The organism is Bradyrhizobium sp. CCBAU 53351, assembly GCF_015291745.1.
GTDB lineage: Bacteria > Pseudomonadota > Alphaproteobacteria > Rhizobiales > Xanthobacteraceae > Bradyrhizobium.
On sequence record NZ_CP030059.1, the window covers coordinates 6674975 to 6701662 of the forward strand.

28 protein-coding genes are annotated in these 26688 nt (G+C 64.6%); 18 read left to right on the forward strand and 10 right to left on the reverse strand.

Annotated features, from left to right (window positions below; translation table 11 throughout):
* Nucleotides 1-34 precede the first annotated feature (34 nt).
* Nucleotides 35-1204, reverse strand: a complete 1170-nt coding sequence (gene pobA / locus XH83_RS31720) for a 4-hydroxybenzoate 3-monooxygenase (protein WP_194404516.1) — start codon at nucleotides 1202-1204, stop codon at nucleotides 35-37.
* Between the two features lie 262 nt (nucleotides 1205-1466).
* Between pobA and XH83_RS31725 the strand changes: the two genes are divergently transcribed.
* The 9 genes from XH83_RS31725 (at nucleotide 1467) to XH83_RS31765 (ending at nucleotide 10581) form a co-directional block, all read left to right on the forward strand.
* The gene (locus XH83_RS31725) at nucleotides 1467-2483 is read left to right on the forward strand and encodes a TRAP transporter substrate-binding protein (protein WP_194404517.1); all 1017 of its coding nucleotides are present in this window, start codon (nucleotides 1467-1469) and stop codon (nucleotides 2481-2483) included.
* Between the two features lie 212 nt (nucleotides 2484-2695).
* Nucleotides 2696-3205, forward strand: coding sequence for a TRAP transporter small permease (locus XH83_RS31730; RefSeq protein ID WP_194404518.1), 510 nt, complete (start codon nucleotides 2696-2698; stop codon nucleotides 3203-3205).
* Between the two features lie 2 nt (nucleotides 3206-3207).
* Nucleotides 3208-4527, forward strand: coding sequence for a TRAP transporter large permease (locus XH83_RS31735; protein WP_194404519.1), 1320 nt, complete (start codon nucleotides 3208-3210; stop codon nucleotides 4525-4527).
* Between the two features lie 207 nt (nucleotides 4528-4734).
* Nucleotides 4735-5193, forward strand: a complete 459-nt coding sequence (locus XH83_RS31740) for a DUF3237 domain-containing protein (protein WP_194404520.1) — start codon at nucleotides 4735-4737, stop codon at nucleotides 5191-5193.
* Nucleotides 5194-5445: 252 nt separating this feature from the next.
* Nucleotides 5446-6255 carry a crotonase/enoyl-CoA hydratase family protein gene (locus XH83_RS31745; protein WP_194404521.1) on the forward strand — a complete coding sequence of 270 codons (810 nt, stop codon included), beginning with the start codon at nucleotides 5446-5448 and terminating at the stop codon, nucleotides 6253-6255.
* Nucleotides 6252-8135 (forward strand): feruloyl-CoA synthase, encoded by a 1884-nt coding sequence (locus tag XH83_RS31750; RefSeq protein ID WP_194404522.1) that lies wholly within the window; start codon nucleotides 6252-6254, stop codon nucleotides 8133-8135. Before XH83_RS31745 ends, XH83_RS31750 begins: the two co-directional genes overlap by 4 nt.
* A gap of 25 nt (nucleotides 8136-8160) precedes the next feature.
* On the forward strand, nucleotides 8161-8922 hold the full coding sequence (locus tag XH83_RS31755) for an SDR family NAD(P)-dependent oxidoreductase (protein ID WP_063200588.1): 762 nt from the start codon (nucleotides 8161-8163) through the stop codon (nucleotides 8920-8922).
* Nucleotides 8923-8931: 9 nt separating this feature from the next.
* The gene (locus XH83_RS31760; protein WP_194404523.1) at nucleotides 8932-9351 is read left to right on the forward strand and encodes a thioesterase family protein; all 420 of its coding nucleotides are present in this window, start codon (nucleotides 8932-8934) and stop codon (nucleotides 9349-9351) included.
* A gap of 78 nt (nucleotides 9352-9429) precedes the next feature.
* On the forward strand, nucleotides 9430-10581 hold the full coding sequence (locus tag XH83_RS31765; RefSeq protein WP_194404524.1) for an ABC transporter substrate-binding protein: 1152 nt from the start codon (nucleotides 9430-9432) through the stop codon (nucleotides 10579-10581).
* 263 nt (nucleotides 10582-10844) lie between these two features.
* Here XH83_RS31765 and XH83_RS31770 read toward each other — a convergent pair whose 3' ends face one another.
* Both XH83_RS31770 and XH83_RS31775 read right to left on the reverse strand, forming a co-directional pair.
* Nucleotides 10845-11573: a glutathione S-transferase family protein gene (locus XH83_RS31770; RefSeq protein WP_194404525.1), complete on the reverse strand. Its 729-nt coding sequence runs from the start codon at nucleotides 11571-11573 to the stop codon at nucleotides 10845-10847.
* 36 nt (nucleotides 11574-11609) lie between these two features.
* The gene (locus XH83_RS31775) at nucleotides 11610-11870 is read right to left on the reverse strand and encodes a hypothetical protein (protein WP_194404526.1); all 261 of its coding nucleotides are present in this window, start codon (nucleotides 11868-11870) and stop codon (nucleotides 11610-11612) included.
* Nucleotides 11871-11983: 113 nt separating this feature from the next.
* Between XH83_RS31775 and XH83_RS31780 the strand changes: the two genes are divergently transcribed.
* A complete protein-coding gene (locus tag XH83_RS31780; protein ID WP_194404527.1) occupies nucleotides 11984-12682 on the forward strand; it encodes a YafY family protein in 699 nt (232 codons plus the stop codon).
* Between the two features lie 16 nt (nucleotides 12683-12698).
* Nucleotides 12699-13022 (forward strand): YkgJ family cysteine cluster protein, encoded by a 324-nt coding sequence (locus tag XH83_RS31785; RefSeq protein ID WP_194404528.1) that lies wholly within the window; start codon nucleotides 12699-12701, stop codon nucleotides 13020-13022.
* Here XH83_RS31785 and XH83_RS31790 read toward each other — a convergent pair.
* Together XH83_RS31790 and XH83_RS31795 are read right to left on the reverse strand one after the other, a co-directional pair.
* Complete coding sequence (locus XH83_RS31790; RefSeq protein WP_194404529.1) at nucleotides 13019-13417, reverse strand: hypothetical protein; 399 nt, start codon at nucleotides 13415-13417, stop codon at nucleotides 13019-13021. The genes XH83_RS31785 and XH83_RS31790 overlap by 4 nt on opposite strands.
* Before the next feature lie 292 nt (nucleotides 13418-13709).
* Complete coding sequence (locus XH83_RS31795) at nucleotides 13710-14057, reverse strand: DUF3307 domain-containing protein (RefSeq protein WP_194408461.1); 348 nt, start codon at nucleotides 14055-14057, stop codon at nucleotides 13710-13712.
* Nucleotides 14058-14472: 415 nt separating this feature from the next.
* Here XH83_RS31795 and XH83_RS31800 point away from each other — a divergent pair, with 415 nt between their 5' ends.
* The 4 genes from XH83_RS31800 to XH83_RS31815 all read left to right on the forward strand — a co-directional run bounded on the left by XH83_RS31800 (nucleotide 14473) and on the right by XH83_RS31815 (nucleotide 18454).
* Entirely contained in the window at nucleotides 14473-15918 is a 1446-nt protein-coding gene (locus tag XH83_RS31800; protein ID WP_194404530.1) for a TAXI family TRAP transporter solute-binding subunit, read from the forward strand.
* A gap of 251 nt (nucleotides 15919-16169) precedes the next feature.
* Entirely contained in the window at nucleotides 16170-16388 is a 219-nt protein-coding gene (locus XH83_RS31805) for a hypothetical protein (RefSeq protein ID WP_194404531.1), read from the forward strand.
* A gap of 160 nt (nucleotides 16389-16548) precedes the next feature.
* Nucleotides 16549-17655, forward strand: a complete 1107-nt coding sequence (locus XH83_RS31810; protein WP_194404532.1) for a cyclic nucleotide-gated ion channel — start codon at nucleotides 16549-16551, stop codon at nucleotides 17653-17655.
* Between the two features lie 13 nt (nucleotides 17656-17668).
* A complete protein-coding gene (locus tag XH83_RS31815) occupies nucleotides 17669-18454 on the forward strand; it encodes an enoyl-CoA hydratase/isomerase family protein (protein ID WP_194404533.1) in 786 nt (261 codons plus the stop codon).
* A gap of 96 nt (nucleotides 18455-18550) precedes the next feature.
* Here the strand turns inward: XH83_RS31815 and XH83_RS31820 are convergent, their stop codons facing one another.
* Nucleotides 18551-19195 (reverse strand): glutathione S-transferase family protein, encoded by a 645-nt coding sequence (locus XH83_RS31820; RefSeq protein ID WP_194404534.1) that lies wholly within the window; start codon nucleotides 19193-19195, stop codon nucleotides 18551-18553.
* 88 nt (nucleotides 19196-19283) lie between these two features.
* Between XH83_RS31820 and XH83_RS31825 the strand changes: the two genes are divergently transcribed.
* Nucleotides 19284-20264: a YafY family protein gene (locus XH83_RS31825; RefSeq protein ID WP_194404535.1), complete on the forward strand. Its 981-nt coding sequence runs from the start codon at nucleotides 19284-19286 to the stop codon at nucleotides 20262-20264.
* Nucleotides 20265-20402: 138 nt separating this feature from the next.
* Complete coding sequence (locus XH83_RS31830; protein ID WP_194404536.1) at nucleotides 20403-20648, forward strand: hypothetical protein; 246 nt, start codon at nucleotides 20403-20405, stop codon at nucleotides 20646-20648.
* Between the two features lie 55 nt (nucleotides 20649-20703).
* On the opposite strand, the gene XH83_RS31835 is transcribed toward XH83_RS31830, so the two are convergent.
* The 4 genes from XH83_RS31835 to XH83_RS31850 all read right to left on the reverse strand — a co-directional run bounded on the left by XH83_RS31835 (nucleotide 20704) and on the right by XH83_RS31850 (nucleotide 25148).
* Nucleotides 20704-21936 (reverse strand): EAL domain-containing protein, encoded by a 1233-nt coding sequence (locus XH83_RS31835; protein WP_194404537.1) that lies wholly within the window; start codon nucleotides 21934-21936, stop codon nucleotides 20704-20706.
* 271 nt (nucleotides 21937-22207) lie between these two features.
* Nucleotides 22208-23173, reverse strand: coding sequence for a fatty acid desaturase (locus XH83_RS31840; protein ID WP_194404538.1), 966 nt, complete (start codon nucleotides 23171-23173; stop codon nucleotides 22208-22210).
* 14 nt (nucleotides 23174-23187) lie between these two features.
* On the reverse strand, nucleotides 23188-24204 hold the full coding sequence (locus tag XH83_RS31845) for an alpha/beta fold hydrolase (RefSeq protein WP_194404539.1): 1017 nt from the start codon (nucleotides 24202-24204) through the stop codon (nucleotides 23188-23190).
* A 140-nt stretch (nucleotides 24205-24344) separates the two neighbouring features.
* Nucleotides 24345-25148: an MBL fold metallo-hydrolase gene (locus XH83_RS31850; protein WP_194404540.1), complete on the reverse strand. Its 804-nt coding sequence runs from the start codon at nucleotides 25146-25148 to the stop codon at nucleotides 24345-24347.
* A gap of 174 nt (nucleotides 25149-25322) precedes the next feature.
* Here XH83_RS31850 and XH83_RS31855 point away from each other — a divergent pair, with 174 nt between their 5' ends.
* The gene (locus XH83_RS31855) at nucleotides 25323-26525 is read left to right on the forward strand and encodes an MFS transporter (RefSeq protein WP_194404541.1); all 1203 of its coding nucleotides are present in this window, start codon (nucleotides 25323-25325) and stop codon (nucleotides 26523-26525) included.
* Nucleotides 26526-26688 lie beyond the last annotated feature (163 nt).

A 26688-nucleotide genomic window follows, 5' to 3' on the forward strand; every position in this document is an offset into this window, starting at 1 on the left:
GCTCGCAATGACGGAGGATCCGGTAACGACGTGCCTAAAACGGCAGCCCCACGTAGTTCTCCGACAGCGACGTCATGGCCGCCTGCGACTGCGTGACGTAGTCGAGCTCGGCGAGCTGGATGCGCGCGCCGATGGTGCCGGTGTCGGGGAATTTGTGCAGCATCGAGGTCATCCACCAGGAGAAGCGGACGGCCTTCCATACCCGCGCCAGCGCCGTGGCGGAATAGGCGTCGATGCCGGCGCTCGATTTCTCGTCGTAGAACTCGCGTAGCGCGCTCGACAGATAATGCGCATCGCTGGCGGCGAGGTTGAGACCCTTGGCGCCGGTCGGCGGCACGATGTGGGCGGCATCGCCGCACAGGAACAATTTGCCGAAACGCATCGGCTCGGCAACGAAGCTGCGCAAGGGCGCGATGCTCTTTTCGATCGAGGGGCCCGTGACGAGGCTGTCGGCGGCCTCCTGATCGAGCCGGCGCTTCAACTCGTCCCAGAAGCGATCGTCCGGCCATTGATCGACATGGTCGTCCAGCGAACACTGCACATAGTAGCGGCTGCGTCTGGTCGAGCGCATGGTGCAGAGCGCAAAGCCGCGGGCGTGGTTGGAGTAGATCAGCTCGTGGCTGACCGGCGGCGTCTCCGACAAAATGCCGAGCCAGCCGAACGGATAGACCCGCTCGAACTCCTCGATCGCCGAGGCCGGAACGCTGGCGCGGCTGACGCCGTGGAAACCATCACAGCCGGCGATGAAGTCGCAATCCAGCGTGTGAGTGACGCCGTCCTTCACCCAGGTTACGCGCGGGTGACTGCCGTCGAAATCATGCGGCTGCACGTCCCTGGCCTCGTAGACCGAGATGAGACCAGCGGCCTTGCGCGCATTCATCAGGTCGAGCGTGACCTCGGTCTGGCCGTAGATCATGACCGTCTTGCCGGTCGCGGCCTTCATGTCGATGCGATGACGGCGGCCGGAAAAGGCGAGCTCGATGCCCTCGTGCACCAGACCTTCGGCATGCGCCCGGGTTCCGGCGCCGACCTGGTCGAGCAGCGCGACGGTTCCCTCCTCCAGCAGGCCGGCCCGGATGCGGCCGAGCACATAGTCCGGGCTCTGCCGCTCCAGGATGACGTTATCGATGCCGTAGGCATGCAGCAGTTGCCCAAGCAACAATCCGGCCGGCCCGGCCCCGATGATTGCGACCTTTGTCCGCAATACTTGCTCCTTTCGATCCTGTAGGCTTTGGCCGGGCCGCTTGTCGCGCCGGCCCGCGGACGATAATTATATCATATAACGTTTGGGCAAAAGGGGAGCGATGGTCGCCCGGGCAGCGACAAATCCATGCAACATGGCTGACGTAGATGGCGCGCCGAGGCGTGTGCCAATTCCGGCTTGAACGCGCCGGCCAATTAGATAACATGTTAATTAACGAGACCGGGCCATCGAAGCCCGCCGTCGAAACAGGGAGAGATGCGTGATGAGAAAAGCCTGTCTGGCATTGCTGCTGGCCGCGAGCGTGACGCCTGCCTTGGCGCAGGACAAGACCTTCGATTTGAAGATCTCGCACTGGGTGCCCGCCTCGCATCCGCTGCAGAAGTCGCTGGAGGACTGGGCCGCGGCGGTCGAGAAGGATTCCGGCGGCACCATCAAGGGCAAGGTGTTTCCCGCCCAGCAGCTCGGCAAGGCGTTCGACCATTACGACATGGCGCGGGACGGCATTGCCGACGTCACCTACGTCAATCCCGGCTACCAGCCCGGCCGCTTCCCGATCATCGGCGCCGGCGAACTGCCGTTCCTGATCTCGGACGCCAAGGGCGGCTCGATGGGGCTGGACGCCTGGTATCGCAAATACGCCGAGAAGGAGATGAAGGACGTCAAATACTGCCTCGCCTTCGTCCACTCGCCCTCCTCCTTCCATTCCAAGACCAAGAAGATCGTCATGCCCGAAGACGTAAAGGGCATGAAGATCCGCCCGGCGCACGCCACCATGGCGAACTTCGTCACCTCGCTCGGCGGCACCAACGTGCAGTCCTCGGCACCGGAAGTTCGCGACATCATCGAGCGCGGTGTGGCCGACGGCGTCACCTTCCCCTGGGGCTCCCTGGTGCTGTTCGGCATCGACAAGGTGACCAAATACGACATGGAGGCGCCGCTCTACACCACGACCTTCGTGTTCGTGATCAACAAGGACAAGTACAATGCGATGTCCGACAAGCAGAAGGCCGCGATCGACAAGAACTGCTCCGTCGAGATGGCCGGCGTGGTCGGCGAGCACTGGGGCAAGTTCGAGGATGCCGGCATCGACAAGGTGAAGGCCGAATCCGGCCACGAGGTCTACAAGCTGACACCCGAGCAGACCGCCGCCTGGAAGAAGGCCGCCGAGCCGCTGGTGAAGACTTGGAGCGAGGGCGCCAAGAAGGGCGGCGCCGATCCCGATGCCGCGCTGGCGGAGCTCAAGGCCTCGCTGAAGAAGTACAACGCGCTGGCGGAGTGAGGCCGGGCTGCGGCCGCGCGCTCGCTGCACCTCTCCCGCTTGCGGGAGAGGTTCGCGCCGAAGGCGCGGGTGAGGGCTTTCTCCTCTTGGGGGTTCTCGATTGTGGAAGCACCCTCTCCCCAACCCTCCCCCGCAAGCGGGGGACGGAGCGCACCTTCTTCGCGGCAACAGCTGAACCCAGCTTCGCTAATTCTAGATAGGACTCATCGCCCATGAAGCGCTCCTGGATGGACCGCATCATCGACACGATCGAATGGATCGCGGCCGGCTTCGTCGGCATTGTCGCGCTCGACATCTTCCTGTCGGTGCTGCTGCGCAACACGCTGAACTATTCGATCCCCGACAGCTTCGACATCGGCCGCATGCTGCTCGGCATCCTCATTTTCTGGGGCATCGCGGCGACCTCCTATCGCGGCACCCACATCACGGTCGACCTCGTCTGGGGCAATGTCGGGCCGCGCTATCAGCGCTGGATCGACGTGTTCGCAACCTTGGTTCTGCTGTTCGTCGTCACCGTGCAGACCTGGACGCTGTTCGACAAGGTGCGCGGCACCTACAACGACAACGTCCAGACCTTCGACATGCACATGCCGACCTGGCCGTTCTTCGCGATCGCCTGGATCGGCGACGTTTCCGCCGTGCTGCTGATCGCGATCCGCACCTACCGATTGATCTTCCATCCTGAAGACATGCACGATCCCAAATTGAAGGCGACGGAGTAATCATGAGCACCGATGCCGTCGCCTTAATCGGCTTCGTTTCCCTGTTCGCCCTGATGCTGCTGCGCGTGCCGGTCGGCATGGCCATGGGCCTCGTCGGCGTCTCCGGCTTCGCCTATCTGGTCAACGGCAATGCTGCGCTGAAGCTGGTCGGCCAGACCTCGATGCGCACGGTCACCGACTACACGTTCGGCGTCATCCCGATGTTCCTGCTGATGGGCTCGTTCGTGTCCAATTCCGGCATGAGCCGCGAGCTGTTCCGCGCCGCCAACGGTTTCGTCGGACACTTGCGCGGCGGGCTCGGAATCGCCACCGTCGGCGCCTGCGGCGGCTTTGCCGCGATCTGCGGCTCATCGGTCGCGACCGCCGCGACCTTCTCCGCCGTCGCTTACCCCGAGATGCGCCGCTTCGGCTATCCGCAGTCGTTTGCGACCGGCGTGATCGCCGCGGGCGGCACGCTCGGCGCGATGCTGCCGCCCTCCACCGTGCTCGCCGTCTACGGCATCATCACCGAGCAGGACATCGGCAAGCTGTTCATCGCCGGCATCATTCCGGGCCTGCTGGCGATGTCGATGTACATGATCACGATCTTCCTGATCGGCTATTTCCGGCCCGACTTCCTGCCCAAGGGCAAGGTGACGCCATGGCGTGAGCGCTTTGCCGGCCTGAAGGAGATCTGGGCGCCGGTGCTGCTGTTCGTGTTCGTGATCGGCGGCCTCTATGGCCTGCCCTTCCTGCCGCGCTTCACGCCGACGGAAGCCGGCGGCGTCGGTGCCGCGGGCGCCTTCATCATCGGCGTGGTCACCGGGCGGCTCGACCGCGAGAAGATCCTGGCCTCGCTGCTGCAGGCGACACGCACCGCAGCCGCCGTCTTCACCGTGCTGATCGGCGCGCTGATCTTCGGCTATTTCCTCACGGTGACGCAGACGCCGCAGAAAGTGACCGAGTTCCTCACCGGCCTTGGCCTGGGCAGCTACGGCGTGCTGGCGCTGATCATGGTGATGTATCTCGTGCTCGGCTGCCTGATGGACGCCATGGCGATGATCATCCTCACCGTGCCCATCATCTTCCCCGTCATCACCCATCTCGGCTTCGACCCGATCTGGTTCGGCGTCATCATCGTGATGACCGTGGAGCTCGGCCTGATCCACCCGCCGGTCGGCATGAACGTCTTTGTCATCAAGAGCGTGGTGAAGGACGTCTCCTTCTCCACGATCTTCAAGGGCGTGATCCCGTTCGTGGTCACCGATCTGATCCGCCTCGTGATCCTGATCGCCTTCCCGCTGCTGGCGACCTGGCTGCCGACACGGATGATGGCGAATTAGGAGACGTGATAGAGCGGCGAGTTATCTTCCCCTCTCCCCCTGTGGGAGAGGGTGGCTCGCCGCGATAGCGGCGAGACGGGTGAGGGGTCTCTCTCCGCATGCACCTGCGTTTGCGGAAGCAACCCCTCATCCGGCGCTTCGCGCCACCTTCTCTCACAAGGGGAGAAGTTAGGGCAGTGGCGCACTGCGATACATTGGAGGCGACCGATGATCCCCATCCTCGAGACCAAATACGTCTTCACCATCACCGCGCGCATCGGCGACGTCGTGACAGCCGGCGAGACCGGGATCGGCGTTCGCCGTATCATTCCGATCATCGGCGGCGAAGTGACGGGCGCGATATCAGGCAAGGTGCTCCCCTTCGGCGCCGACTTCCAGACCATCCGCCCCAACGAGCTGATCGATCTCGAGGCGAAATATGCCTTCGAGACCGACGACGGTGCCGTGGTCTATGTCGAGAACAAGGGCATGCGTTTTGGCCCGGTCGAACTGCTGCAGAAGCTCAAACGCGGCGAGCCGGTCGATCCCAAGCTGATCTATTTCCGCACCGTGCCGAAGTTCGAGACCGGGCACGAGAAATATCGCTGGCTGATGGAGCACATTTTTGTCGGCTCGGCCGCGCGCCATGCGGATCGCGTGGTGATCGACGTGCATCAGGTGGTGTAACAACATCATCCATCGTCGTCCCTGCCTGATGCGCAATTGCGCACGGGGCGCAGGAAGCCATACCGCGTGATTTATCGAGTGCGGGCGGTCGGCGTACCGAAGGACGAGCCTTCGCCAAACTCCTCCCTGGGGTTATGAGTCCCTGCGTGCGTGCGCAGGGACGACATAGTGTGCAGAGCAGCATTCTGCGGTCCGTGACCTTGACTCCCCCAAAATTCGTTATACAACATAACTATTCTGACAAGGACGCAAATGACACAGGGAAACGCCGAGACCGCTGATGCGGGTGCCTCCGGGCTGCTCCGGATCGAGAGGGCGGACCGGGTTCTGACCGTGGGTCTGAACCGGCCGGCCAAGCGCAATGCGCTGAACGACGGCATCATCCTGGAAATCGGCGCGTGTTTCGCCAACCTGCCCGAGGACATCGGCGCGGTCGTCATCCACGGCATCGGCGATCATTTCTCCTCGGGCCTCGACCTCTCCGAACTGACCGAGCATGACGCGACCGGCGGCCTGCTGCATTCCCAGATGTGGCACCGGGTGTTCGACCGCATCCAGTACAGCCGCGTTCCCGTGATCGCGGCGCTGAAGGGCGCCGTGATCGGCGGCGGGCTGGAGCTGGCCTGCTCGGCGCATATCCGCGTCGCCGAACCCTCGACCTATTTCGCGCTGCCCGAGGGACAACGCGGCATCTTCGTCGGCGGCGGCGGCTCGGTGCGGCTGCCCCGGCTGATCGGCGTCGCCCGGATGATGGACATGATGCTGACGGGCCGCGTCTACAGCGCGACCGAAGGCGCCTCCTACGGTTTCGCGCAATATGTGACGGAAAGCGGCAACGCGCTCGGCAAGGCGATGGAGCTCGCGACCAAGGTTGCCTCCAACGCGCCGCTGACGAATTTCGCCGTGCTCCAGGCGCTGCCGATGATCGCGGAGGCCAATCCGCAGACCGGCCTCCTCATGGAATCGCTGATGGCGACCGTCGCGCAGAGCGACAAGGAAGCCAAGCGGCGGATCCGCGAATTCCTCGAGCACAAGACCGCAAAGGTGAAGCCCAAGTCATGAGCGCGCAGCCGTCCTCTTCCAGCATGGAGCGCGGCGCGAGCACTTTCCCGCTGCGGCCCATCTCGTTCGGCGATCCCGTCGTCGACATCGAACGTCGCGACGACGGCACGATTTACCTGCGGCCGAAGCAGCCGCTCGGCGACTATCCCGTCCGCATCACCGACCGCCTGCATCATTGGGCGGCGACCACGCCGGATCGCGTCTTCATGGCGGAGCGCGAAGGCGGCCGCGGCTGGCGCAAGATAACTTACGCCGAGCTGCTCACCGCGAGCCGGCACATCGCGTCCAGCCTGATTGCGCGCGGCCTGTCGGCGGAGCGGCCGGTCGTCATCCTCTCCGGCAATTCGATCGACCACGCCTTGCTCGCGTTCGGCGCGTTCTATGCCGGCATTCCGTTCTGCCCGGTGTCGCCGGCCTATTCGCTGGTGTCGAAGGATTACGGCAAGCTGTCCTATCTGATGAAGCTGCTGACGCCTGGCCTCGTCTTCGCCGAGGATGCCGACAAGTTTGCCGATGCGCTCGCCGCCAATGTCTCGCTCGGCACCGAGATCGCAGCGTCCTACGGCCATGTGCCCGGGCGCGACGTCACCCTGCTCGCCGACCTCATGGCGGCGCCGATCCGCGGCGATCTCGACGAGGTCCATGGCAGGATCGGCCCCGACACGATCGCAAAGTTCCTGCTGACCTCGGGCTCGACCGGCAACCCGAAGGCCGTCATCAACACCCAGCGCATGATCTGCGCCAACCAGGTGATGCTGCGCGAGACGCTCGCCTTCCTGAAGGACGAGCCGCCCGTCATTATCGATTGGCTGCCCTGGAATCACACCTTTGGCGGCAACCACAATATCGGGCTGACGCTCTACAATGGCGGCTCGATGTATCTGGACGCCGGCAAGCCGATGCCCGGCGGCATCGAGGAGACCGTGCGCAATCTCCAGGAGATCTCGCCGACGGTCTATTTCAACGTGCCCAAGGGCTATGAATCGCTGCTGCCCTATCTGCGCGACGACCAGGGCCTGCGCGCAAAGTTTTTCGACCGGCTGCACGCGATGTTCTTCTCGGGCGCCGCGCTCTCGCCCTTCATCTGGGACAGTCTCGACGAACTCGCGGTGAAGGAAAAAGGTTATCGCGTGCCGATGCTGACCGGACTCGGGGCGACCGAGACCGCGCCGTTCTTCATGTCGGTCAACCCTCGCACCAGCCGCTCCGGCCATGTCGGCCTGCCGGTGTCGGGCAACGACGCCAAGCTGGTGCCGAACAACGGCAAGCTGGAGGTGCGCGCCAAGGGGCCGAACGTCATGCCCGGCTATTGGCGCCAACCCGACATCAGCGCGAAATCCTTCGACGAGGAGGGATTTTACAAGATGGGCGATGCGCTCAAGCCCGCAGACCCCGACGATCTCAACGCCGGCTTCGATTTCGACGGCCGCGTCGGTGAAGATTTCAAGCTCGCCAGCGGCACCTGGGTCAGCGTCGGTCCCCTGCGTGCACGCCTCACGGCGGCCTGCGCGCCGCTGGTGCGCGACGTCGTCATCGCCGGCATCAACCGCGACGAGGTCTCCGCGCTGGTCGTGCTCGACCTCGACGGTTGCCGGCTGATCAACCCGACGCTGCCGACCGACGATCTCGTCGTCGCGACGCGCGACCGCCTGGTGCGCGAAGCCTTCCGCGAGCGCCTGACGCGCTTCCTCAGCCAGGCCACGGGATCCTCGACCCGGATCACGCGCGCGATCCTGATGGACGCACCGCTCTCGATCGACAAGGGCGAGGTCACCGACAAGGGCTCGATCAACCAGCGCGCCGTGCTCGAGCACCGCGCCGAATTGATCGAGGAGCTCTACGCTGCCAATCCGTCGGGCCGTGTGATATCGGTCGGATAAGAAATCATCGCATTAGGAGAACGCCATGTTGTTGAAGGATCAGGCAGCCATCGTCACCGGCGGCGCATCGGGACTGGGCGCTGCCACCGCGCGAAAGCTGGCGGCGCAGGGCGCCAAAGTCGCGGTCTGCGACCTCAATACCAAGCTTGCCGAGACAGTTGCCGCCGAGATCAAGGGCGTGGCCGTGACCTGCGACGTCTCCGATGCCGCCTCCGCTGAAGCTGCGGTCGCGCAGGCCGCGAAAGCTCACGGCCCGGCGCGGGTGCTGGTCAATTGCGCCGGCATCGGTGTTGCCAAGCGTGTGGTCGGCCGCGACGGTCCGATGGCGCTCGCCGATTTCGACAAGGTGATCAAGGTCAATCTGATCGGCACCTTCAACATGCTGCGCCTTGCCGCCACCGAGATGTCCAAGCTCGAGCCGCAGGCGACCGGCGAGCGCGGCGTCATCATCAACACGGCGTCCGTCGCCGCCTATGACGGCCAGATCGGCCAGTCCGCCTATTCGGCCTCCAAGGGCGGCATCGTCGGCATGACGCTGCCGATCGCGCGCGAGCTCGCGCAGTTCGGCGTCCGCGTGCTGACCATCGCACCCGGCCTGTTCCTGACGCCGCTGCTGGCGAACCTGCCGCAGGAAGCCCAGGACTCGCTCGCCGCCGCCATCCCCTTCCCGCGCCGGCTCGGCCAGGCCGACGAATTCGCCGCGCTCGCGCTGCACATGGTCGAGAATGCGTACCTGAACGGCGAAGTGGTGCGCCTCGACGGCTCGCTGCGCATGGCGCCGAAGTAAGGCCAGCCCATGTTCGTGAACCGGCGCGAGGTCCAGATCCAGTGGGGCGATGGCGACCCCGCCAACATCGTCTATTACCCGCGCTATTTCGCGATGTTCGACGATTCGACCTCGACCCTGTTCGAGGTCGCCGGGTTCTCCAAGCAGGACCTGGTCCGCAAATACGGCCTGGTGGGCATCCCCATGGTCGACACGCGGGCCAAGTTCTACATCCCCTCGACCTATGGCGACTGGATCACCATTGAAACGAAGATCGAAAGCATCAAGCGCTCGAGCTTCGAGGTGAAGCACAATGTCTACAAGGGCGAGTCGCTGGCGATCGAGGGGTTCGAGACCCGCGTGCTGGTCGGCCGCGATCCCGTTAACCCCGACAAGCTGAAATCGGCACCATTCCCGGCGGAAATGGTAGCCAAATTCACGGGAAGCTAAATCGCCGCATCACCAAAAGAGGGGGCTGAATTACCCCCCGATTTCTGCTTTCAAAGAAACACGTAAAGGGAGGAATAAATGAAACGCTTTTACCTGACTGCCGCGATCGCCGCGGCGACGCTGGCCCTGCCGGCGCTGCCCGCACTGGCCCAGACCAGCGACATTACCATCGGCATCACCACCACCACGACCGGTCCCGGCGCAGCACTCGGCATCCCCGAGCGTAACGCGCTGGAGTTCGTGCCGAAGGAAATCGGCGGCGTGCCGCTGAAGGTGATCGTGCTCGACGACGGCGGCGATCCCACCACGGCAACCACCAACGCGCGCCGCTTCGTGACCGAATCCAAGGCCGACATCATCATGGGCTCGGCGCTGACGCCGCCGACGATCGCGGTCTCCAACGTCGCCAACGAAGCCGGCATTCCGCATTTCGGCCTCGCACCGTTCCCGATCACGCCGGAGCGCATGAAGTGGTCGGTGGCGATGCCGCAGCCGATTCCGATCGTCGGCAAGGTGCTGTACGACCACATGAAAGCCAAGGGCGTGAAGACGCTCGGCTATATCGGCTACTCCGATTCCTATGGCGATCTCTGGTTCAACGATTTGAAGGCCCAGGCCGTGCCGATGGGCATGACCATCGTCGACGAGGAGCGTTTCGCCCGTCCCGACACCTCAGTGACCGGTCAGGTGCTCAAGCTCGTCGCCGCCAATCCCGACGCGATCCTGGTCGGCGCGTCCGGCACCGCGGCCGCGCTGCCGCAATCCGAGCTGCGTGAACGCGGCTACAAGGGCCTGATCTACCAGACCCACGGTGCCGCCAGCATGGACTTCATCCGCATCGCCGGCAAAGCGGCGGAAGGTGTGCTGATGGCTTCGGGCCCGGTGATGGACCCGGAAGATCAGCCGGACGAAGCCGCCACCAAGAAGCCGGGCCTCGCGCTGAACTCGGCCTATGAGGCCAAGTACGGTCCGAACAGCCGCAGCCAGTTCGCCGGTCATTCCTACGATGCCTTCGAGATTCTCAAGCGCATCATCCCGACCGCGCTGAAGACCGCCAAGCCGGGCACGCCCGAATTCCGCGAAGCGATCCGCAAGGCGCTGCTGTCGGAGAAGGAGCTGGCGGCGAGCCAGGGCGTCTACAACTTCACTGAAAAGGACCGCTACGGCCTCGACGAGCGCTCACGCATCCTGCTCACGGTGAAGGACGGCAAGTACTCGCTGGTGAAGTAGACGCAGCGGCAGGATTGAGACGACGAGAGCCGGCCCGATAGGCCGGCTCTTTGTTTTGGCAATTGATCGCGACTGCCGCCGCGGCGTTGCTGCGCTCCCTCTCCCGCTTGCGGGAGAGGGTTGGGGAGAGGGTGCCTCCGCAATGGGATTGTCTGAGGTCTACGGGCGAAGTCTCCCAGCGGAGAGAGCCCCCACCCGGCGCTTCGCGCCGACCTCCCCCGCGAGCGGGAGAGGTTACACCGAGCTCGCAGACACGCTGGAGGCTAAGCCGCCTGCCGCAGCGGGATCCAGGCGAACTCGGGATAGTAGTTGCCCATCATGCGGTCGACGAAGGCGATGAGGTTCGGAAACCCTTCCGCGCGCTCGCGCAAGACCGATTCGAAGAACGGCGTAAGGATGCCGGCGAGCATGCCGAAGGCGGTGGCGTCGACGCCGCAGGGCTTGTTGCCCATCAGGTACGCCTTGTCGCCGAGCTGTACCGAGAGCGCAAAGAGCGAGCGCACGGCGAGGTCGACGTCGTCATCGGGCGCGTGGCGGCCGAGGCCCGAGAGCAGATAGTTCTCGGCGACGCGGAACTGCGCGTCCTCGCGTAGCTTCTCGCGGTTGTGCTCCGGCGCGCCGTCGAAGAAATGCGCAGGTCCTTTGGCGAAATTCACCGGATCGACCCAGCGGGCCCCGACCAGCCCCCAATAGACATGGTGCTCGATCATGCGTTCGAACGCCCAGGCCTGCGCCCGCTCGGCCAGCGACAGGCCGGCGTCGAAATCGAAGCCGTAGCGGCGCTCGATATGGGCGCGAATGAAGGTGGAATCAGCCACCGCCTCGCCGCCGTCGTCGATGAACGGCAATTGCCCCTTGGGAGAGGCCGGCGGCATCGCCCGCTCCTTCCGGTAGGGCAGTCCCGCCATCTTGAGCTGCACCTCCGTCTTGGTGACGAAGGGGCTGATTTCCGGCAGGCCGAAGCCGGTGCCAAAGCCGTAAAGCGTGATCATGCGAGCTCTCCTGAACCTCTCGAAAGTTGGCGGAACCTAGCGACCGGCTGCTGCCACCATGGTGGCAGCAGCCGTGATATCTTCTGCGAAGCGGGCCCCCTGCCAGGCGCGGCCCATCACATGGCGGACCAGCGCGTCCGCGGCCTGGGTCAGCGAGCGTGCCACGACGCTTGCAAGGGCAAACCGGAGATCGACGGCCATGAGATCGAGCGAAACGAGGCGGGCGAGCGCCGACACGGACCACGCCTGGGCCCGCAGCATCGGAACGGCCGGGCCGAAATGGGTCGGAATGATCATGGACAAATCCTCTTCAGTCGCTGTGTTGTCCCGGTATAGAACCCCCCTGCTGCCAACATCCTGTCAGCAGCCGCGCGCCGCTTTCTGAAAAAACCACCGATGAGAGAATTGTCATGAGACGCGCCGACCGGCTGTTTCAGATCATCCAGGTGCTGAGGCGCACGCGTAAGCCGCTGACGGCGGACGCCATCGCGGCCGAGCTCGAGACCTCGAAGCGCACGATTTATCGCGACATCGCAACGCTGATCGGCCAGCGCGTGCCGATCCGCGGGGAAGCCGGCATGGGCTACATCCTTGAAAAGGGTTTCGACCTGCCGCCCTTGATGCTGACGCCCGACGAGATCGAGGCGGCCGTGCTGGGCGCACAATGGGTCGCCGGCCATGCCGATTCGGCACTGGCGCGCGCGGCCGAAGATCTGATGGCGAAGATCGCCGACACCGTCCCCGAGCGCCTGCGTCCCTTCGTGCTGGAGCCGGCGAGCCGCGCACGCCCAAGCTGGAACCGGGAGCCGGACCGCCTGGACATGGTGCGCACCCGCACCCAGATCCACGAAGGCAAGAAGATCATGCTGCGCTATCGCGACGAGCAGGGCCGCGCCAGCGAGCGCATGATCTGGCCGATCTCGGTCGGCTATCTCGAGGCTGTGCGCCTGCTCGCCGCCTGGTGCGAGCTGCGCGGCGACTTCCGCAGCTTCCGCACCGACCGCGTGGTGGAGGCGAATTATCTCGAGGAGAAATATCCGGAACGACGCGACGTGCTGCGCGCAAGATGGCGGCAGAGCTTGGTCTGGGGCCCGCCCAAGGATACCTGAAGGACACGTGACGAGGATGCAAGAGAGCTCCCCCATCGATCCGTCGAGCTGCTGCCAGAGTTGCGGCGCATGCTGCGGCTATTCGGCCAACTGGCCGCGCTTCTCGATCGAGAGCGACGAGGAGCTTGCTGCGATCCCGCAAGCCCTGATCAACGAACGCCAATCCGGCATGCGGTGCGAGGGCGATCGTTGCTCGGCCCTGCAGGGCGACATCGGGAAAGCAACCGCGTGCGGCATCTATGCGATACGGCCGGAGGTGTGCCGCACCTGCATGCCGGGCGATGCCGAATGCGCAATGGCGCGGCGGAAGTTCGGGCTGCCTGTGATCGCGAGCGCTTAGGCGGGGACTGCTTCGCTGATCTCGTCGTCGAACTCGTCCTCGAGCGGCGCGAGCACCGAGAGCGGCTTGGTCGACAGCGTGATCGGCTTGCGGCCGCCCGACAGCGATGGCGAGGATTTCGCCGCGCCTTCCCGCGACAGCGCGTAGAGCGTCGAGCCGACGCGGCCGCCGTTCTCGATCAGGTCGCGCTCGGTGCAGCTCGCTGCGATCACGACCGCCAGCGAGTGCAGATGGTTGCGGCGATAGCAGAACAGCGCCAGCCTGGCGCGTGCGTCAGGGGAAACACTCTCAACCAACCTCGGCAGGCCGCTCTCGCTGGCGCGATACATCTCGCCAAGGAGTTCGTCGCGAACCGGGCAGAAATCGCTTTCAAAGGCGTCGCGGCTTGAAAACATTGCAGTTCTCCCTCGTGTGAGGAAGATGCAGCGCAATTCTCTAATGAAAGGTTAACCACGCTGCCCGGTAGTCACCCGGGGTCCTTGCGCGTCCGCCGCGAATCGGAGGGGCCCCGGTGCGGGATCCGAGGACTACCGCTCCGGCTGAAGAGTAGGGCACCAGGGCCTCCGCGGCGTCATGGCCGGGCTTGCCCCGGTTATCCACGAACAGCCGAGACGCACGAAAGAACGTGGTGCCAAGCCCGGGCATGACGACCTTTGGTGCCGATGAAGATTTGGCCCGCTCAAGCAGTCAGTTCGCCGCCATGAAGATGGAGAGGCCAAAACCGGTGAGATGGTGCAGCGCCTGGTCGACGCCGATCAGTGTCCAGAACCAGGGATGCGCAAGATCGACCCCGAAATTCGCCGAGACAAACCCCTTGGCACGGTCGATCGTGATGTGGATCACGAAGTCGATGAGGGCCACGAACCAGAATTTCGGCGCCACGATCAGGATCAGCGGCAGTGCAACCGCAAGGTGAATCAGGCAGTGCACCAGAAGCGGCAGGGCCCAGCCGTGCTTCTGGTCCTTGCCGTGCGCCATCCAGGCGGTCTGGAGGACGAAATCGGCGATGATGTGCTTGAAGGTGAGCAGCAACATCCAGCCAATGAGCGCTTCGACCGGAATCGCCGATGACATGGGTGGAAACGACAAGGCTGACGCCCTCATTGACGTGACAAGAAAAATTGGAGCGTTCAGCGCAACTTCTTCTTGGACCAGTTCTGGACCGGTCAAATCGCCGGGACGCGCGATTTATGACATCTCCCGCGGCGGAATGCAGCCGGGGGGAACCGGAAAATCGCCAAGTGTGGCTAACTGGTGATAGGATGACCAATCGCCGCGGATGTGTCGCGTAAGGTTACCATCGGCTCGGAATTTGCATTCCGTGACCTTCGCGCTATCATTCCGGATAGAGAATATCGTTCTTTTTTCAGACCTTTACGAATTTCAGGGCGCTCCGCGCGATCGCATCCGCAAGCCGCCCGCCACCCGAGAATAAGGCCAGAGTGCTGCCATGAGTACTGAAGGCCCGGATTCGTCACTCATCGAGCCGCCGCCCCGGCGCTCCAAGGTGATCAAGACCAATCAGCAGCAGGTCTTCCTCTACGTCGTGCTGACCCTGCTGTTGTCGCTCGCCACCGTCTGGGGCGGCCGCGCCATGCTGCACAATTCGGAAACGCTGACCTTTGCCGTCGGCGCTCCCAACAGCGACGAGGCGCTGTTCGCCGCCAAGCTCGCCGCCGTGCTGAAGTCCAACGCCTCGCGCTTCCGGATCAAGATCGTCAACAACGCCGATAACTCCAAGGCGCTCGCACAGTTCGACCGCAAGCAGGCCGACCTCGCGGTCCTGCGCACCGACGCCAAGGTCCCGCTGCGGGCACGCACGCTCGCGATCCTCGAGCACGATCTCGTGCTGCTGCTGGGCCCCGGCAACAAGAAGATCAAATCGATCGCCGAACTGAAGAAGAAGAAGGTCGCCGTTCTCGCCGAGAGCGAATCCTCCCTCGCCTTCGTCCGCAGCATCCTCGACATCCCCGACGGTCCTGATGCCGCGAAGATCCAGATGGCGCCGCAGGGCGCAACGCTCGACAAGCTGTTCGCACCGTCAAACGGCTTCGGCGCGGTCATCGCCATCGTCCATGCCTCCCGGGCGGTGCGCGACAAGGCCTATGAGCAACTCGCCAAGCGCGGCGGCTTCACGCTGAACGCGATCGACGAGGCCAAGGCGCTGGCGCGCAGGCTTCCCGGCATTTCCAGCGAGACGCTGACGGCAGGCACGCTGTCGACCTCGCCGCAAATTCCCGACGACGACCTCGACACGATCGGCCTGGAATGGCTGCTGGTCGCGCAATCCAGGATGTCCCCCACCACGGCGGGCGAACTCGCACGCACCGTTTACGAGAACAAATCCGCACTCGGGCTCGACAACAGCTTTGCCACCAGAATTGAGCCGGCCTCGACCGAGAAGGACGCCTTCGTGATGGCGCACCAGGGGGCGGCCGACTACATCAACGACGACACCAAGTCGTTCATGGATAAGTACAGCGACCTGATGTATCTGGGCGCCGCCGCGCTCAGCGTCATCGGTTCGATCTTCGCCGCGATCTACGCCAAGATCACGCGCATCGCGCCGGAGAAGGCCAGCGAGCTCTCCACCGCCATCCTCGACATCGGCGAGCGGATCGAGCACGCCCACTCTCTGGATCAGCTCGAATGTCTTCAGGACGAGCTCGAAGGCATTTTGCGCGGCGCCGTCATCGGCCTACGAGACGGCACGATCAGCACCGACGGGCTCGACACTTTCAAGCTCGGCTACGAGTTCGTCCGCGACGAGATCGGCATGCGCCGCGACTATCTGAAGCGTCATGCCAACGAGACCGAGAAGCCGCCGCAGGGCGCGGGCCCTGCCCAGCATGACGACAGCAATGTCGTGGTGGTGAAGACCGCCCAGAGCGCCTGAGAAGCGCGGTCGGGCCGCCCACAACTCTCTTGTCTCGAACAGGTTGCGCCGCCCAAGACGTTGCAGCGCTGAACCGGGACCCGGGAGCCGCAGTATGTGCCGCTGGGCCCCGGCTCTGCAGCGCAACACTGCGTGCTGCGCTGCGTCCGGGGCATCAGACTGGGGTTGGGCCGCCAGCCCAGCGATATCGGCCGTCTGGAACTGCTGCGATCTGCAACCGTTGGTTCGCGATTGCAACCGGAGACCGCAGCATGCGTGCACTCCTCATCATCCTCCTGCTGGGAATGCTGGCGGCGGCCGGCTATTTCGCCTATTCCGCAATGATGGTTGAAGGTGACCCGATCCCGACGGAAGGCTACGTGGCGCTGGCGCTGGGCGCGGGGTTTTCCATCGTCGTCGGCATCGGGCTGATGGTGCTGCTGTTCTTCAGCAGCCGCCGCGGTTACGACGAGCCGCCGCATTTCAGGTAGACGCCCCGCCGGCAACGGCGGCACAGCGGACCCCGTCGCCGCCGCGCCGATCGCACGGCCTGCCCCGTCGTTGACGGCCCCCGCCCAGGCGGGCACTTTGGCGCCGACGTCCCAGCCGGGACCCCGAAGACCTGTCCCAAAGACCGAGCCGCCTTCCCGCATGTTCAAGCCGTTGATTTCCTCTCTGGCCCAGTTTGCGGCCGCCACGGCCGGCCGCAACATGACCAAGGCGGCCTATGTCGCGGTGAGCATCGGCGTGCTCAGCATGGTGCTGCTGTCGGACAAGCGGGCCCATGAGGCCCACGAATGGATCAGCGCTCTGCTCTGGACCTGCCTCGCCTATTTCGTATTCGAATGGCTGGTGCGGCTGCGTCATATGACGCAGCAAGGGCGGCTTTCGCTGTACATGTCCTCTTCTGCCGGGCTGGTCGACGCGATCGGGGCCCTGGCGGTGCCGGTTGCGCTGGTTCTCGGCGTCGAGCCCAGGACGGCCTGGCTGCTCAGCGTGCTCTGGGTGCTCAAGGTGGTGCCGGGCATTCCGGGCCTGCGGCAGCTTCGCCGCGTGCTGGTGCTGGAATCCGGGCCCCTGCTCAGCGTGCTCGTGATCTTCCTGATGGTGGTCTTCCTCGCCTCCGTCGCCGAATATTTCCTGGAGCGGGACGTGCAGCCGCAGACCTTCGGCAGCGTCCCTGCGGCGCTGTGGTGGGCCGTCGTCACACTCACGACCACCGGCTATGGCGATGCCGTGCCGGTCACCCCGCTGGGGCGGCTGGTGGCGGCCGCGGTGATGATCTCGGGCCTCGGTGTGTTCGGCCTCTGGACCGGTATCCTGGCGACCGGATTTGCCGCCGAGACGCGGCGCGACAATTTCCTCAAGACCTGGGAGGCCGTCAGCAAGGTGCCCTTCTTCGCGGCGCTCGGCCCCGCCGCGATTGCCGACGTCACCCACATGCTGCGGACCATGGAGCTGCCGGCGCGCACCATGATCATCCGCAAGGGGGCGCAGGGCGATTGCATGTATTTCATTGCCGCGGGCGAGGTCGAGGTCGACCTTCCCGGCAAGAAGGTTCAGCTCGGCGAAGGCGCCTTCTTCGGCGAGATGGCGTTGCTCGGCAACAACAAGCGCGGCGCCAATGTTTCGACCACGAAAGTGTCGCGGCTTCTGGTACTCGACCTCGTCGACTTCCGCGTGCTGATGGCACGGCACCCGGATCTCGCCGAGACCATCGATGCCGAGGCGAAACGCCGCGCGCTCGAAAACAAGTAGAATGGAGACAAGAATGTCGGATACCACCGACGCGGCGACCGGCCCCCTGCTCGAACGCGACGGCGCGCGCGCCACCATCCGCCTCAACCGTCCCAAGCATCTCAACCGGCTCCAGGCGGAAGACCTCGGCGAGCTCGTCAGGCTGTTCGACCTGGTCGAGGCTGATCCGGCCATCCGCGTGCTGGTGTTGACCGGCACCGGGCGCGCCTTCTCCGCGGGGTATGACCTCAACTCGGTCGCCGAGCGCGCCGTCAGCGCAAACGAGCAGCAGAGCGCGGGCTCCGCCTTCGAGGTCGTCGTCAACCGGTTGGAGGATCTCGGCGTGCCGACGATCTGCCGGCTCAACGGCGGCGTCTATGGCGGCTCGACCGATCTCGCACTCGCCTGCGATTTCCGGATCGGCGTCGACACCGCCGAGATGTTCATGCCGGCGGCGCGACTCGGGCTGCATTATTACCCGAGCGGCATCAAACGCTACGTCACACGGCTCGGCCTCGACAATGCGAAAAGGCTGTTCCTGACCGCGCAAAAGATCAGCGCGCCGGAGATGCTGCGCATCGGCTACCTGACCGCCATGGTGCCAGAAGAGACGCTCGACGAGGAGGTCGACAGACTCGCCGGCATCCTCGCCGGCAACGCGCCGCAGGCCATGCGCGGCATGAAGCGCGCAATCAACGAATTCGCCCGCGGCGAGCTCGATGATCGCGCCGCCGACCAGCGCCACCGCGACAGCATGCGCGGCGACGAGATCAAGGAAGGCATCAAGGCGTTTGCGGAGAAGAGAGCGCCGAAGTTTTAGCTCCGAGTCTTCGCAAAACACCACCCTGTGGTTATGAGTCCCGGGTCTGCGCTTACGCATTTCCGGGACGAAACTGAATGTGAGGCGCGCGCGCCCTCAGCCTCCGACCGCCTTGGCATGCTCCGCAGCCATCTCGTCATCCGCCGCGTTGATGCGCTGGTAGGCGGACCGTGCGGTCATGCGCTCGGCATAGCGGACGAAGACGTCCTTCTTCGGCACGATGCCGAACATCATGGTCCAGCTGAACGCCACGCCCCACAACACGTCGGCGGCCGTCATGCGCTCGCCGAGCAGGTACGGTCCCTTCGACAGCTGCGCTTCGAGCGCACCGAGCATGGTGTCGTAATCCGCATAGGGCGACTGTGTGATCGGCGCCGGCTCGCGCTGCATGAACTTGTCAATCAGCGCCGGCTCGAAGGATGAGCCGTAATAGGCGATCCAGCGCAGGTAAGGACCGCGCAAGGGATCGTTCAGCGCGGGCGTCAGACCGGCCTGCGGGAAGAGGTCGGCGAGATAGATGGTGATCGCGACCTGCTCGGTCACGAGCGCCTCGCCGTGGCGGATCGCCGGGACCTTGCCGAGCGGATTGATGGCGAGATAGGCGGGCTGGCGCTGCTCGCCGGCCTTCATGTTGAGGACGTGGAGGTCGTAGGGCGCGCCCAGTTCCTCGAGCAGCACCCGCGTGCCGGTGGCACGGCTTTGCGGTGAATAATACAGGGTGATGCGGTTCGGATCGGTCATGGCAAGTCTCCTGGGGCGCCGTCGGGCGAGGCCCTAGCTCTACGCGACCATACCTGACATCCTGTGTCAGGTATGGTTTAAGGAAATCATGCGCGCGAGCCGGATGTTGTCGATCCTCACCACCCTCCAGGCCAGGGGCCAAGTCACCGCGCCCGAGCTTGCGGAGGCCTGCGAGGTCTCGGTGCGCACGATCTATCGCGACATCGACGCGCTGGCGGCATCCGGCGTGCCTGTCTATGCCGACCGCGGCGCGGAGGGCGGCTATCGCCTGCTCGACGGCTATCGCGTGCGCCTGAACGGCCTGTCGCAGAGCGAGGCCGGCGCGCTGTTCCTCGCAGGGCTCCCGGGCCCCGCCGCGGCGCTCGGGCTCGATGCCGCGATGATCGCCGCACAGAACAAGCTGATGGCGGCGCTGCCCGTCCACCTGCGTCAGGATGCCAGCCGGATGCAGGAGCGGTTTCATCTGGATGCGCCCGGCTGGTTCGGTGAGACGGAAGAGCCGGAGCATCTGCGCACGATTGCCGGCGCGCTGCTGCAGGGGACACTGATCAAGATCCGCTACCAGAGCTGGCGGTCCGAGAAGCGGCGCCGCCTCGCGCCGCTCGGCCTCGTGCTGAAGGGCGGGAGTTGGTACCTCGCAGGCCAGGTCGATGCCAGCGTGCGCACCTATCGCGTCGCGCGCGTGCTCGACTGCACGCCTCTCGACGATCGCTTCGAACGTCCTGACAATTTCGATCTCGCCGCCTATTGGCAGGCCGCAACGCTGCGCCTCGAGGCGGAGATGCATCCCAATGTCGCGGTGGTGCGGCTGTCGCCGTTCGGCGTCAAGCTGCTCGACGCGCTGAGCCAGCCCTACGTCAAGGCACGCACGCAGCTCGAAGAGACCATCGATGCCGACGGCTGGCGCATCGCGCGCGTGCCTGTCGGCAAGACATCCTGGCACGCCGCAGCCGAATTGTTACGGCTCGGCCCCGAGGCCGAGGTGCTGGAGCCCGCCGATCTCCGCGACAAGATGGTGGAGATGACGCAGGCAATGGCCGCGCGCTATCGCACGGCGCGGAAAACATGACGACGGCACATTCCGCCGCAGGCCACGAAACAATCCTGAAACACGATTCTCATCATCACGCATGAACGCAATCCCATCTCGGCCCGACCGAGATGCAGGGACACAACAACGGCCTTCGCGCCATACTGGAGAATGAAAATGTTTCGTAAGCTTGCTCTTGGTCTGATCGCCGCCGGTTCGCTCGGCGCTGCCGCTCTCGCGCCGACCGCCGCCTCGGCCCACGGCATCCACCCGCACTGGCATCACGGCTGGGGTCCGGGCTTTGGCTTTGGCGGCGTCTACGTCAACACCGGCGTCAGCAACTGCTACCAGGAGCGCGTCGTCCAGACCCGCCATGGCCTGCGCGTGCGCGTCGTGAATGTCTGCGCCTACGGGATCTACTGAGCCCGCCTGTATCGTTGACGCAGCCCCGGTCGTTCCGCGACCGGGGCTCGCCGTCTCAACTTGCGAGCGCAGTCGGTATTGCAGAGGCGGCCCGCTCGTCCGCCAGGGCGTTGTGCTCGGAGATCCATCGTTCGGCGCGCGCACGCCGCAGCGAGGGCGCAAACAGGAACCCCTGGGCGACATCGCAACCGATCCGGCGGATGATTTCGAGCACCTCCGGGTTTTCGACGCCCTCGGCCACCACTTTCATGTTGAACGCCTTCGCAAGCGCCACGGAGGCATCGACGATCTTCATCATGTCGTCGTCGGATTCGCAGCCCTTGATGAAGGACTGGTCGATCTTCAGCTCGCTGAACGGAAGACGCACCAAGGCGGCAAGCGACGAATAGCCGGTGCCGAAATCGTCGATCGCCGTGCCGATCTTCTTGATCCGCAGCCGCACCAGAATGTCGTTGGCACGATCGACGTCGGCCATCGCCGAGGTCTCGGTGATCTCCACCGTCAGCGAGGAGGGAGAGATATTTTCGCGGCCCAGGATCTCCTCGATCCGGTCTGGCAAGGCCAGATCCGACATCAGCGAACCCGAGATGTTGACGGCGATGGTGAAACCGGGATTGCGCTCGATCAGCTTGCGGCCCTGCGACATCGCCGATGACAGGATGCAATCGGTCACCTCGCGCATGAGGCCGGCTTCCTCGGCGATCGGAATGAAGATCATGGGCGAGACCATGCCGAATTCGGCGGTGCGCCAGCGTGCGAGTGCCTCGGCGCCGACGACCCTTCCGCTCTCGAGCGCGATCTTCGGCTGAAACTCAACGAAGAATTCGCGGTCGGCAAGGCCCCGCATGATTCGCTCCGGCGTGATCCGGAGCTGCGGCGCGGCGGATGTCGCGGCCAGCGGCGCGCGCCGCGGCAATTCCAGGGCGCTGCGCAGACGATTCAGATCGAGCGGCTTGGTCCGGCATCCGCCGACCGACAGCTTCAATCCGTTCGCGACCCGTCGCGTGGCCTTCATGACACGATCATCGCAGCCGCTGATGATCACGATCGACATTGCGCGAAGGCCGGCTTCCGCGACGTAGCGCAGCAGTTCCACCCCGTCACGACCGCCGAGCGACAGGTCTAGCGCCATGATCTCGAAAGCTTCGCGCGCCAGAAGCTCGGTTGCGGCCTCGTAGGAGGACGCAACGACCGTCTCGTAGCCGAGCTTCGCCCCGATCTTGCCGATCAAAACCCGCTGCACCAAATCGTCGTCGACCACCAGAAGACGGCCTCTCGTCGCACTCATCACCAATCTCCAGACACCGGCGGCGTTGATGACTTCAATGCTTAGAGCAGCGGCCTCGCCTGGTTATGAATACAAGACGGCTAAAACTTTCCCGATCCGGAAGGATTCGTTAGGCACGTTCCCCAGGGCATTCAAGTCATTGATTTTCATCGGAATTATTCGCCGCACGTGCGAGCGGTATCTGAATCTTCCACGGCATGCGCAAGTGCAATGAACACGTCGTAAAGCTCCCTGTCGGAAGCCGGCAAATGCACAACGGGCTACGGAGCCTTCATCGGCGCTCGTTCGCTTGCGCTGCCCGCAGCTGCCGGCGAAACCAAGCCCAGGTCTCGCGCGTCGTCCTGATGTAGCCGTGGCCGCGATGGACAATCTCGCCGTCGACGATTGCGTTCAGCTTCGGCAGTGCGTGAAACGGGATCGACGGATAGGCGTGGTGCTCGACATGGTAGGGCATGTTCCACGCGAACCATTTGACGACCGCGCCGGTATAGGTGGTGCGCGTGTTCTCAAAAGCGCTGCGCGTGCGCTCGCAGCCGGTGTGCTCGGCATAGAGATAGGGCCGCAGGAAGAACTGCCCGATCACGAGCGGGACGATCCAGACCCAAAGCAGCAGCGCTGAGGAGAACCACAGCGACAGCGCGAGCAGCAGGACGTAGAGCGCGGCATAGGCACGCGCCTCGCGCACGATGACGGCGCGCTTGCTCTCGGGAATCCAGGGCACGGTGACGTTGCCGGTGATCGCATGGCCGAGCATCAGCCGGAGACGGCCTGCGACCTGGAGCAAGCCGCTATAGGCCACCGCGAGCTGCGTGTCGGATGCCGGCTTCACCCCGACGATCAGCTCGGGATCCTTGTCCGGATCCTGGGTGTAGCGGTGATGGTCCCAGTGAAACAGGCAGTAATATTCGTAAGGCAATCCGATGATGAAGGCCGAGAGATGGCCCACGGCGAGATTGAGGCCGCGGCTTTTGAACGCGGTCTTGTGCGCGGTCTCGTGCACGGCCATGAACAGGAAGGCGACGACATAGCCCTGCACTGCCATCAACGGCAGGGCCCAGAGCACGCCCCATGTCGAGGAAACCTTCCAGATCAGCGCAACCAGCAGCGCGATCGCGCCATAATGGCCGAGGCTCTGCACGGCGCCCCTGAGATCGGAGCGGGCCGACAGTTGGCGCAGCATCGCGGGCGTCAGCGGCTTCAGGCGGTGGCCGGGCTCTGAAACGGTCGCGTCGGTCATGATCGGATGCTGCCCTATTTGTCGAGGAGTGATGCGACTTCGGCCTTGATGAAGGCCTGATCGCGCGGATTGCCCACCGGATTGCCGGCCCGATGGCCATGCAGCGACGGGATCGGATGCAGCACGGCGGATTTGGCGTTCACCAGCCGGCCGAGTTCGTCCTCGTTGTCGCGAACGTCGAAATAGCGATCGGTCGCGCCCGGCATCAGCAGCATGTGCGCCTTGATCGCCGCCAACGCGCGATCGAGATCGCCACCGAATGCTTCACAGCGGCTGATGTCGCCGTTCTGCCAGATGCCGATCTGCGCCAGAAGATCATTGGCATCGCGCCGGGCGAACGTCGCGTCCCAGGTGCGGACGAGATAATCCTCCAGCGAGGTGAAGCCGGCCTCGCGCCAGAGCTCGTCGCGATAGAAGCCGTGCGACATCGCCCAGCCGGCATAGACGCGCCCCATGGCGCGATAGCCGGCGACCGGCTTCTCGGCGAAGCGGCCGTCGCGGAAAGCGGGATCAGCTGATAGCGCGGCCTTCACGCTTTCCAGGAAGACGTAGTTGTAAGGCGCGCAGCGCGCGACGCCGCAGACCACGGCGGCCCGTTCGACCATGTCGGCATGCAGCGCGGCCCAGTGGTAGGCCTGCATGCCGCCCATCGACCAGCCGTAGACGAGCGCAAGCTTCGAAATGCCGAAGCGTTCGATGAGGAGCCGGTGCTGGACGGCGATCGCATCGTGATAGGTCACCGCGGGGAATGGCGCCGCGGTATTCGACGGCGAGGACGACAGGCCGTTGCCCAAGAGGTTCGGGATGATGATGAAGTAGCGTGTTGGATCGAGCACGCCGCCGGGGCCGATCAGCCATTCGGTGTCGGTGTGCTGCGCGCTGAACGAGGTCGGATAGAGGATGACGTTGTCTTTTGCCGGGCTCAGCGTGCCATAGGTCTTGTAGGCGAGCGTCAGCGAAGGGAAGACGGCGCCCGATTGCAGCGTGACATCGCCGGCGTCGAAAATCTCGTAATCGTACAATCCCGCCATGCGTCCAACTCCCGCCAACGCGGCCGCAGAGCGCCGCGGCTTCCATGATGCATCGATCATGCCGGGCCCGCCTCTGCGTCATCGCAGCTAATAACTGTACTTATAGTACAGTTATTTGGGGCCGGCAAGATGAATCCGGCTCAGGCGATGGCCGCCAGATAGCGCGCAACCGACGCCGCGAAGGCGGCCTTGGCTCCGCCAGCGATGTTGCGCCCCCACCACGCGCCATAGATGCGATCGAAGGCGAGCGGCTCGACGGCAGCCGCGATCCGCCGCACTGCGGCGGCGTTGAGCGGCATGTAGTTGGGGTAGGAGTACATGAAGCTGACGAAGCGGCGGTCCATCGTCACCTGTGCGATGTCGCCGGTGAGCAACGCGCCCCTGCCGTCCGCACCACGCGCATGATGCAGCACGGTGGCGCCGGCGAAATGACCACCGGTGCGCAACAGTAGCAAGTCGTCGGAGATGCGGTGGCTTTCGCCGCTCCAGTGCACAATCGCAGAATGCGGCCGGGTGACGAAGGCGCGGTCGTCCGCATGCAAATAGACCGGCACGCCGCCAAAGGTGTCGCTCCAGTCGGCGGCCGCGCCGTAATAGTGCGGATGCGAGATCGCGATCGCCTTCAGTCCGCCGAGTGCGGCGACGAATGGGATGGCTTCATCGGCTGCGAGCGGAATGCAATCCCACATCACGCAGCCGTCGCCCTGGGGCACCAGCAGCGCGCGCTGCCCGATCGCGAAGCTCGGCTCCAGGCCGATGCCGGTGAGGCCGAGATCGTCCCGTCCCACCAGCCGGTGCCCACGCGCGAGCTCCTCGCGCGTGAGAAAGCTCTGACCTTTCCAGTTCACGAACTGCCGCTCGTCCTCGCAGATCACGCAGGAGGCAGGGCGATTTCCGCCATTCGGGAATTGCGCGCCGCAGGTTTCGCAGGTCCAGAGAGGCATGGTTCGAGCTCCGTGGGAAGATCGCAGGATGACACTGCGAGCCAGCCTTCAGCAAGGTCGTTGGGCCTCGAGGAGTGACTGGAACCAACGCGGCAAGCACCCGTTACGTTCAGATCAACACCAGAACGATTGGCCACGAGGCTCACGACACACGAAGAACATGTTTGGGTATCGATGACATCGCGGCCTCCTTCCTGGTCTCACCTCTGGCCTCTGTTCGCGCTCAACTTCTTCATGGCCGACATGCAGTCGGGCATCGGTCCGTTCGTCGGCGTCTTCCTTCAGGAGCGCGGCTGGGCGACCGGGCTGATCGGCACCGCGCTGACGATCGGCAATGTCGCGGGCATGCTGATCACGACGCCGATCGGTGGCTTCATCGATTCCAGCCGCAACAAGCGGCTCTGGGTCGTCATTCCCGGCATCTGCGTCGTTCTTGCGTCCGCGATCATCCTGATCTCGCAGAATTTCTGGGCGGTGACGTTCTCCCAGGTCGCGCAATCGCTGGCGAGCGCCGCCATCGTGCCGGCGGTGACGGGCATCACGCTCGGCATCGCCAAGCAGAAGGGTTTCAACGCGGTCAACGGACGCAACCAGGCATTCAACCACGCAGGCAACATGGTTGGTGCCGCACTGTCGGGCTATCTCGGCTACAAGTACGGCTACTTTGCCGTCTTCGTCCTGGCAGCGGTGTTCGGCGTCATCGCGATCGCCTGCGTCATGATGATCCCGGCCAAGGCAATCGACGATCGCGCCTCGCGCGGCTGCAAGGAGGACGATCCCGACAGCGCGCCGGACGCGTTCACGATGCTGCTCAAGCACCGGGCCCTGCTGGTGCTGGCGTTGGCGCTCGCCCTTTTCCATCTCGGCAATGCCGCCATCGTGCCGCTCTACGGGCTTGCGGCCGTGGCCGAAGGGCAGGCCAACGGCCCGAGCTTCGTCGCCACCACCGTGGTGATCGCGCAAGGCGTCATGGTCGTGACCTCGCTGATCGCGATGAAGGCCGCGAGCAAGCGCAATTACTGGCCGGTCATCCTGGTGTCCTTCATGTTCCTGCCCATCCGCGGCGTGCTGGCCTTCTTCGTCACGGGATGGTGGGGCGTGGTGCCGATGCAGGTGCTCGACGGCATCGGCACCGGATTGCAGACGGTCGCGGTGCCCGGCATGGTCGCACGCGCGCTCAACGGCTCCGGCCGCATCAATCTCGGCCAGGGCGCCGTGATCACGGTGCAAGGCGTCGGCGCCAGCCTCAGTCCCGCACTCGGCGGCTGGATCGCGCAATGGATCGGCTACGGGCCGACCTTCCTGCTGCTCGGCGGCTTTGGCCTTGCCTCAATGGCACTGTGGTTCGCCTTCGGGGCAACGGTGAAGAAGTATTGAGTTGGCGCGCCGTACGCTTGGCGCGGCGCCTCCATCTTCGATACGCGCCAACAAGCAAGGCTGCGGCACCTGGTCGCTGGCTCAGCGCGCAGTTGCGAGTGGCTTTTCGCGCAATCCAGCGTTTTCTGGTTGGCACCGCCGGAGACCCCGACGAAAATGCGAA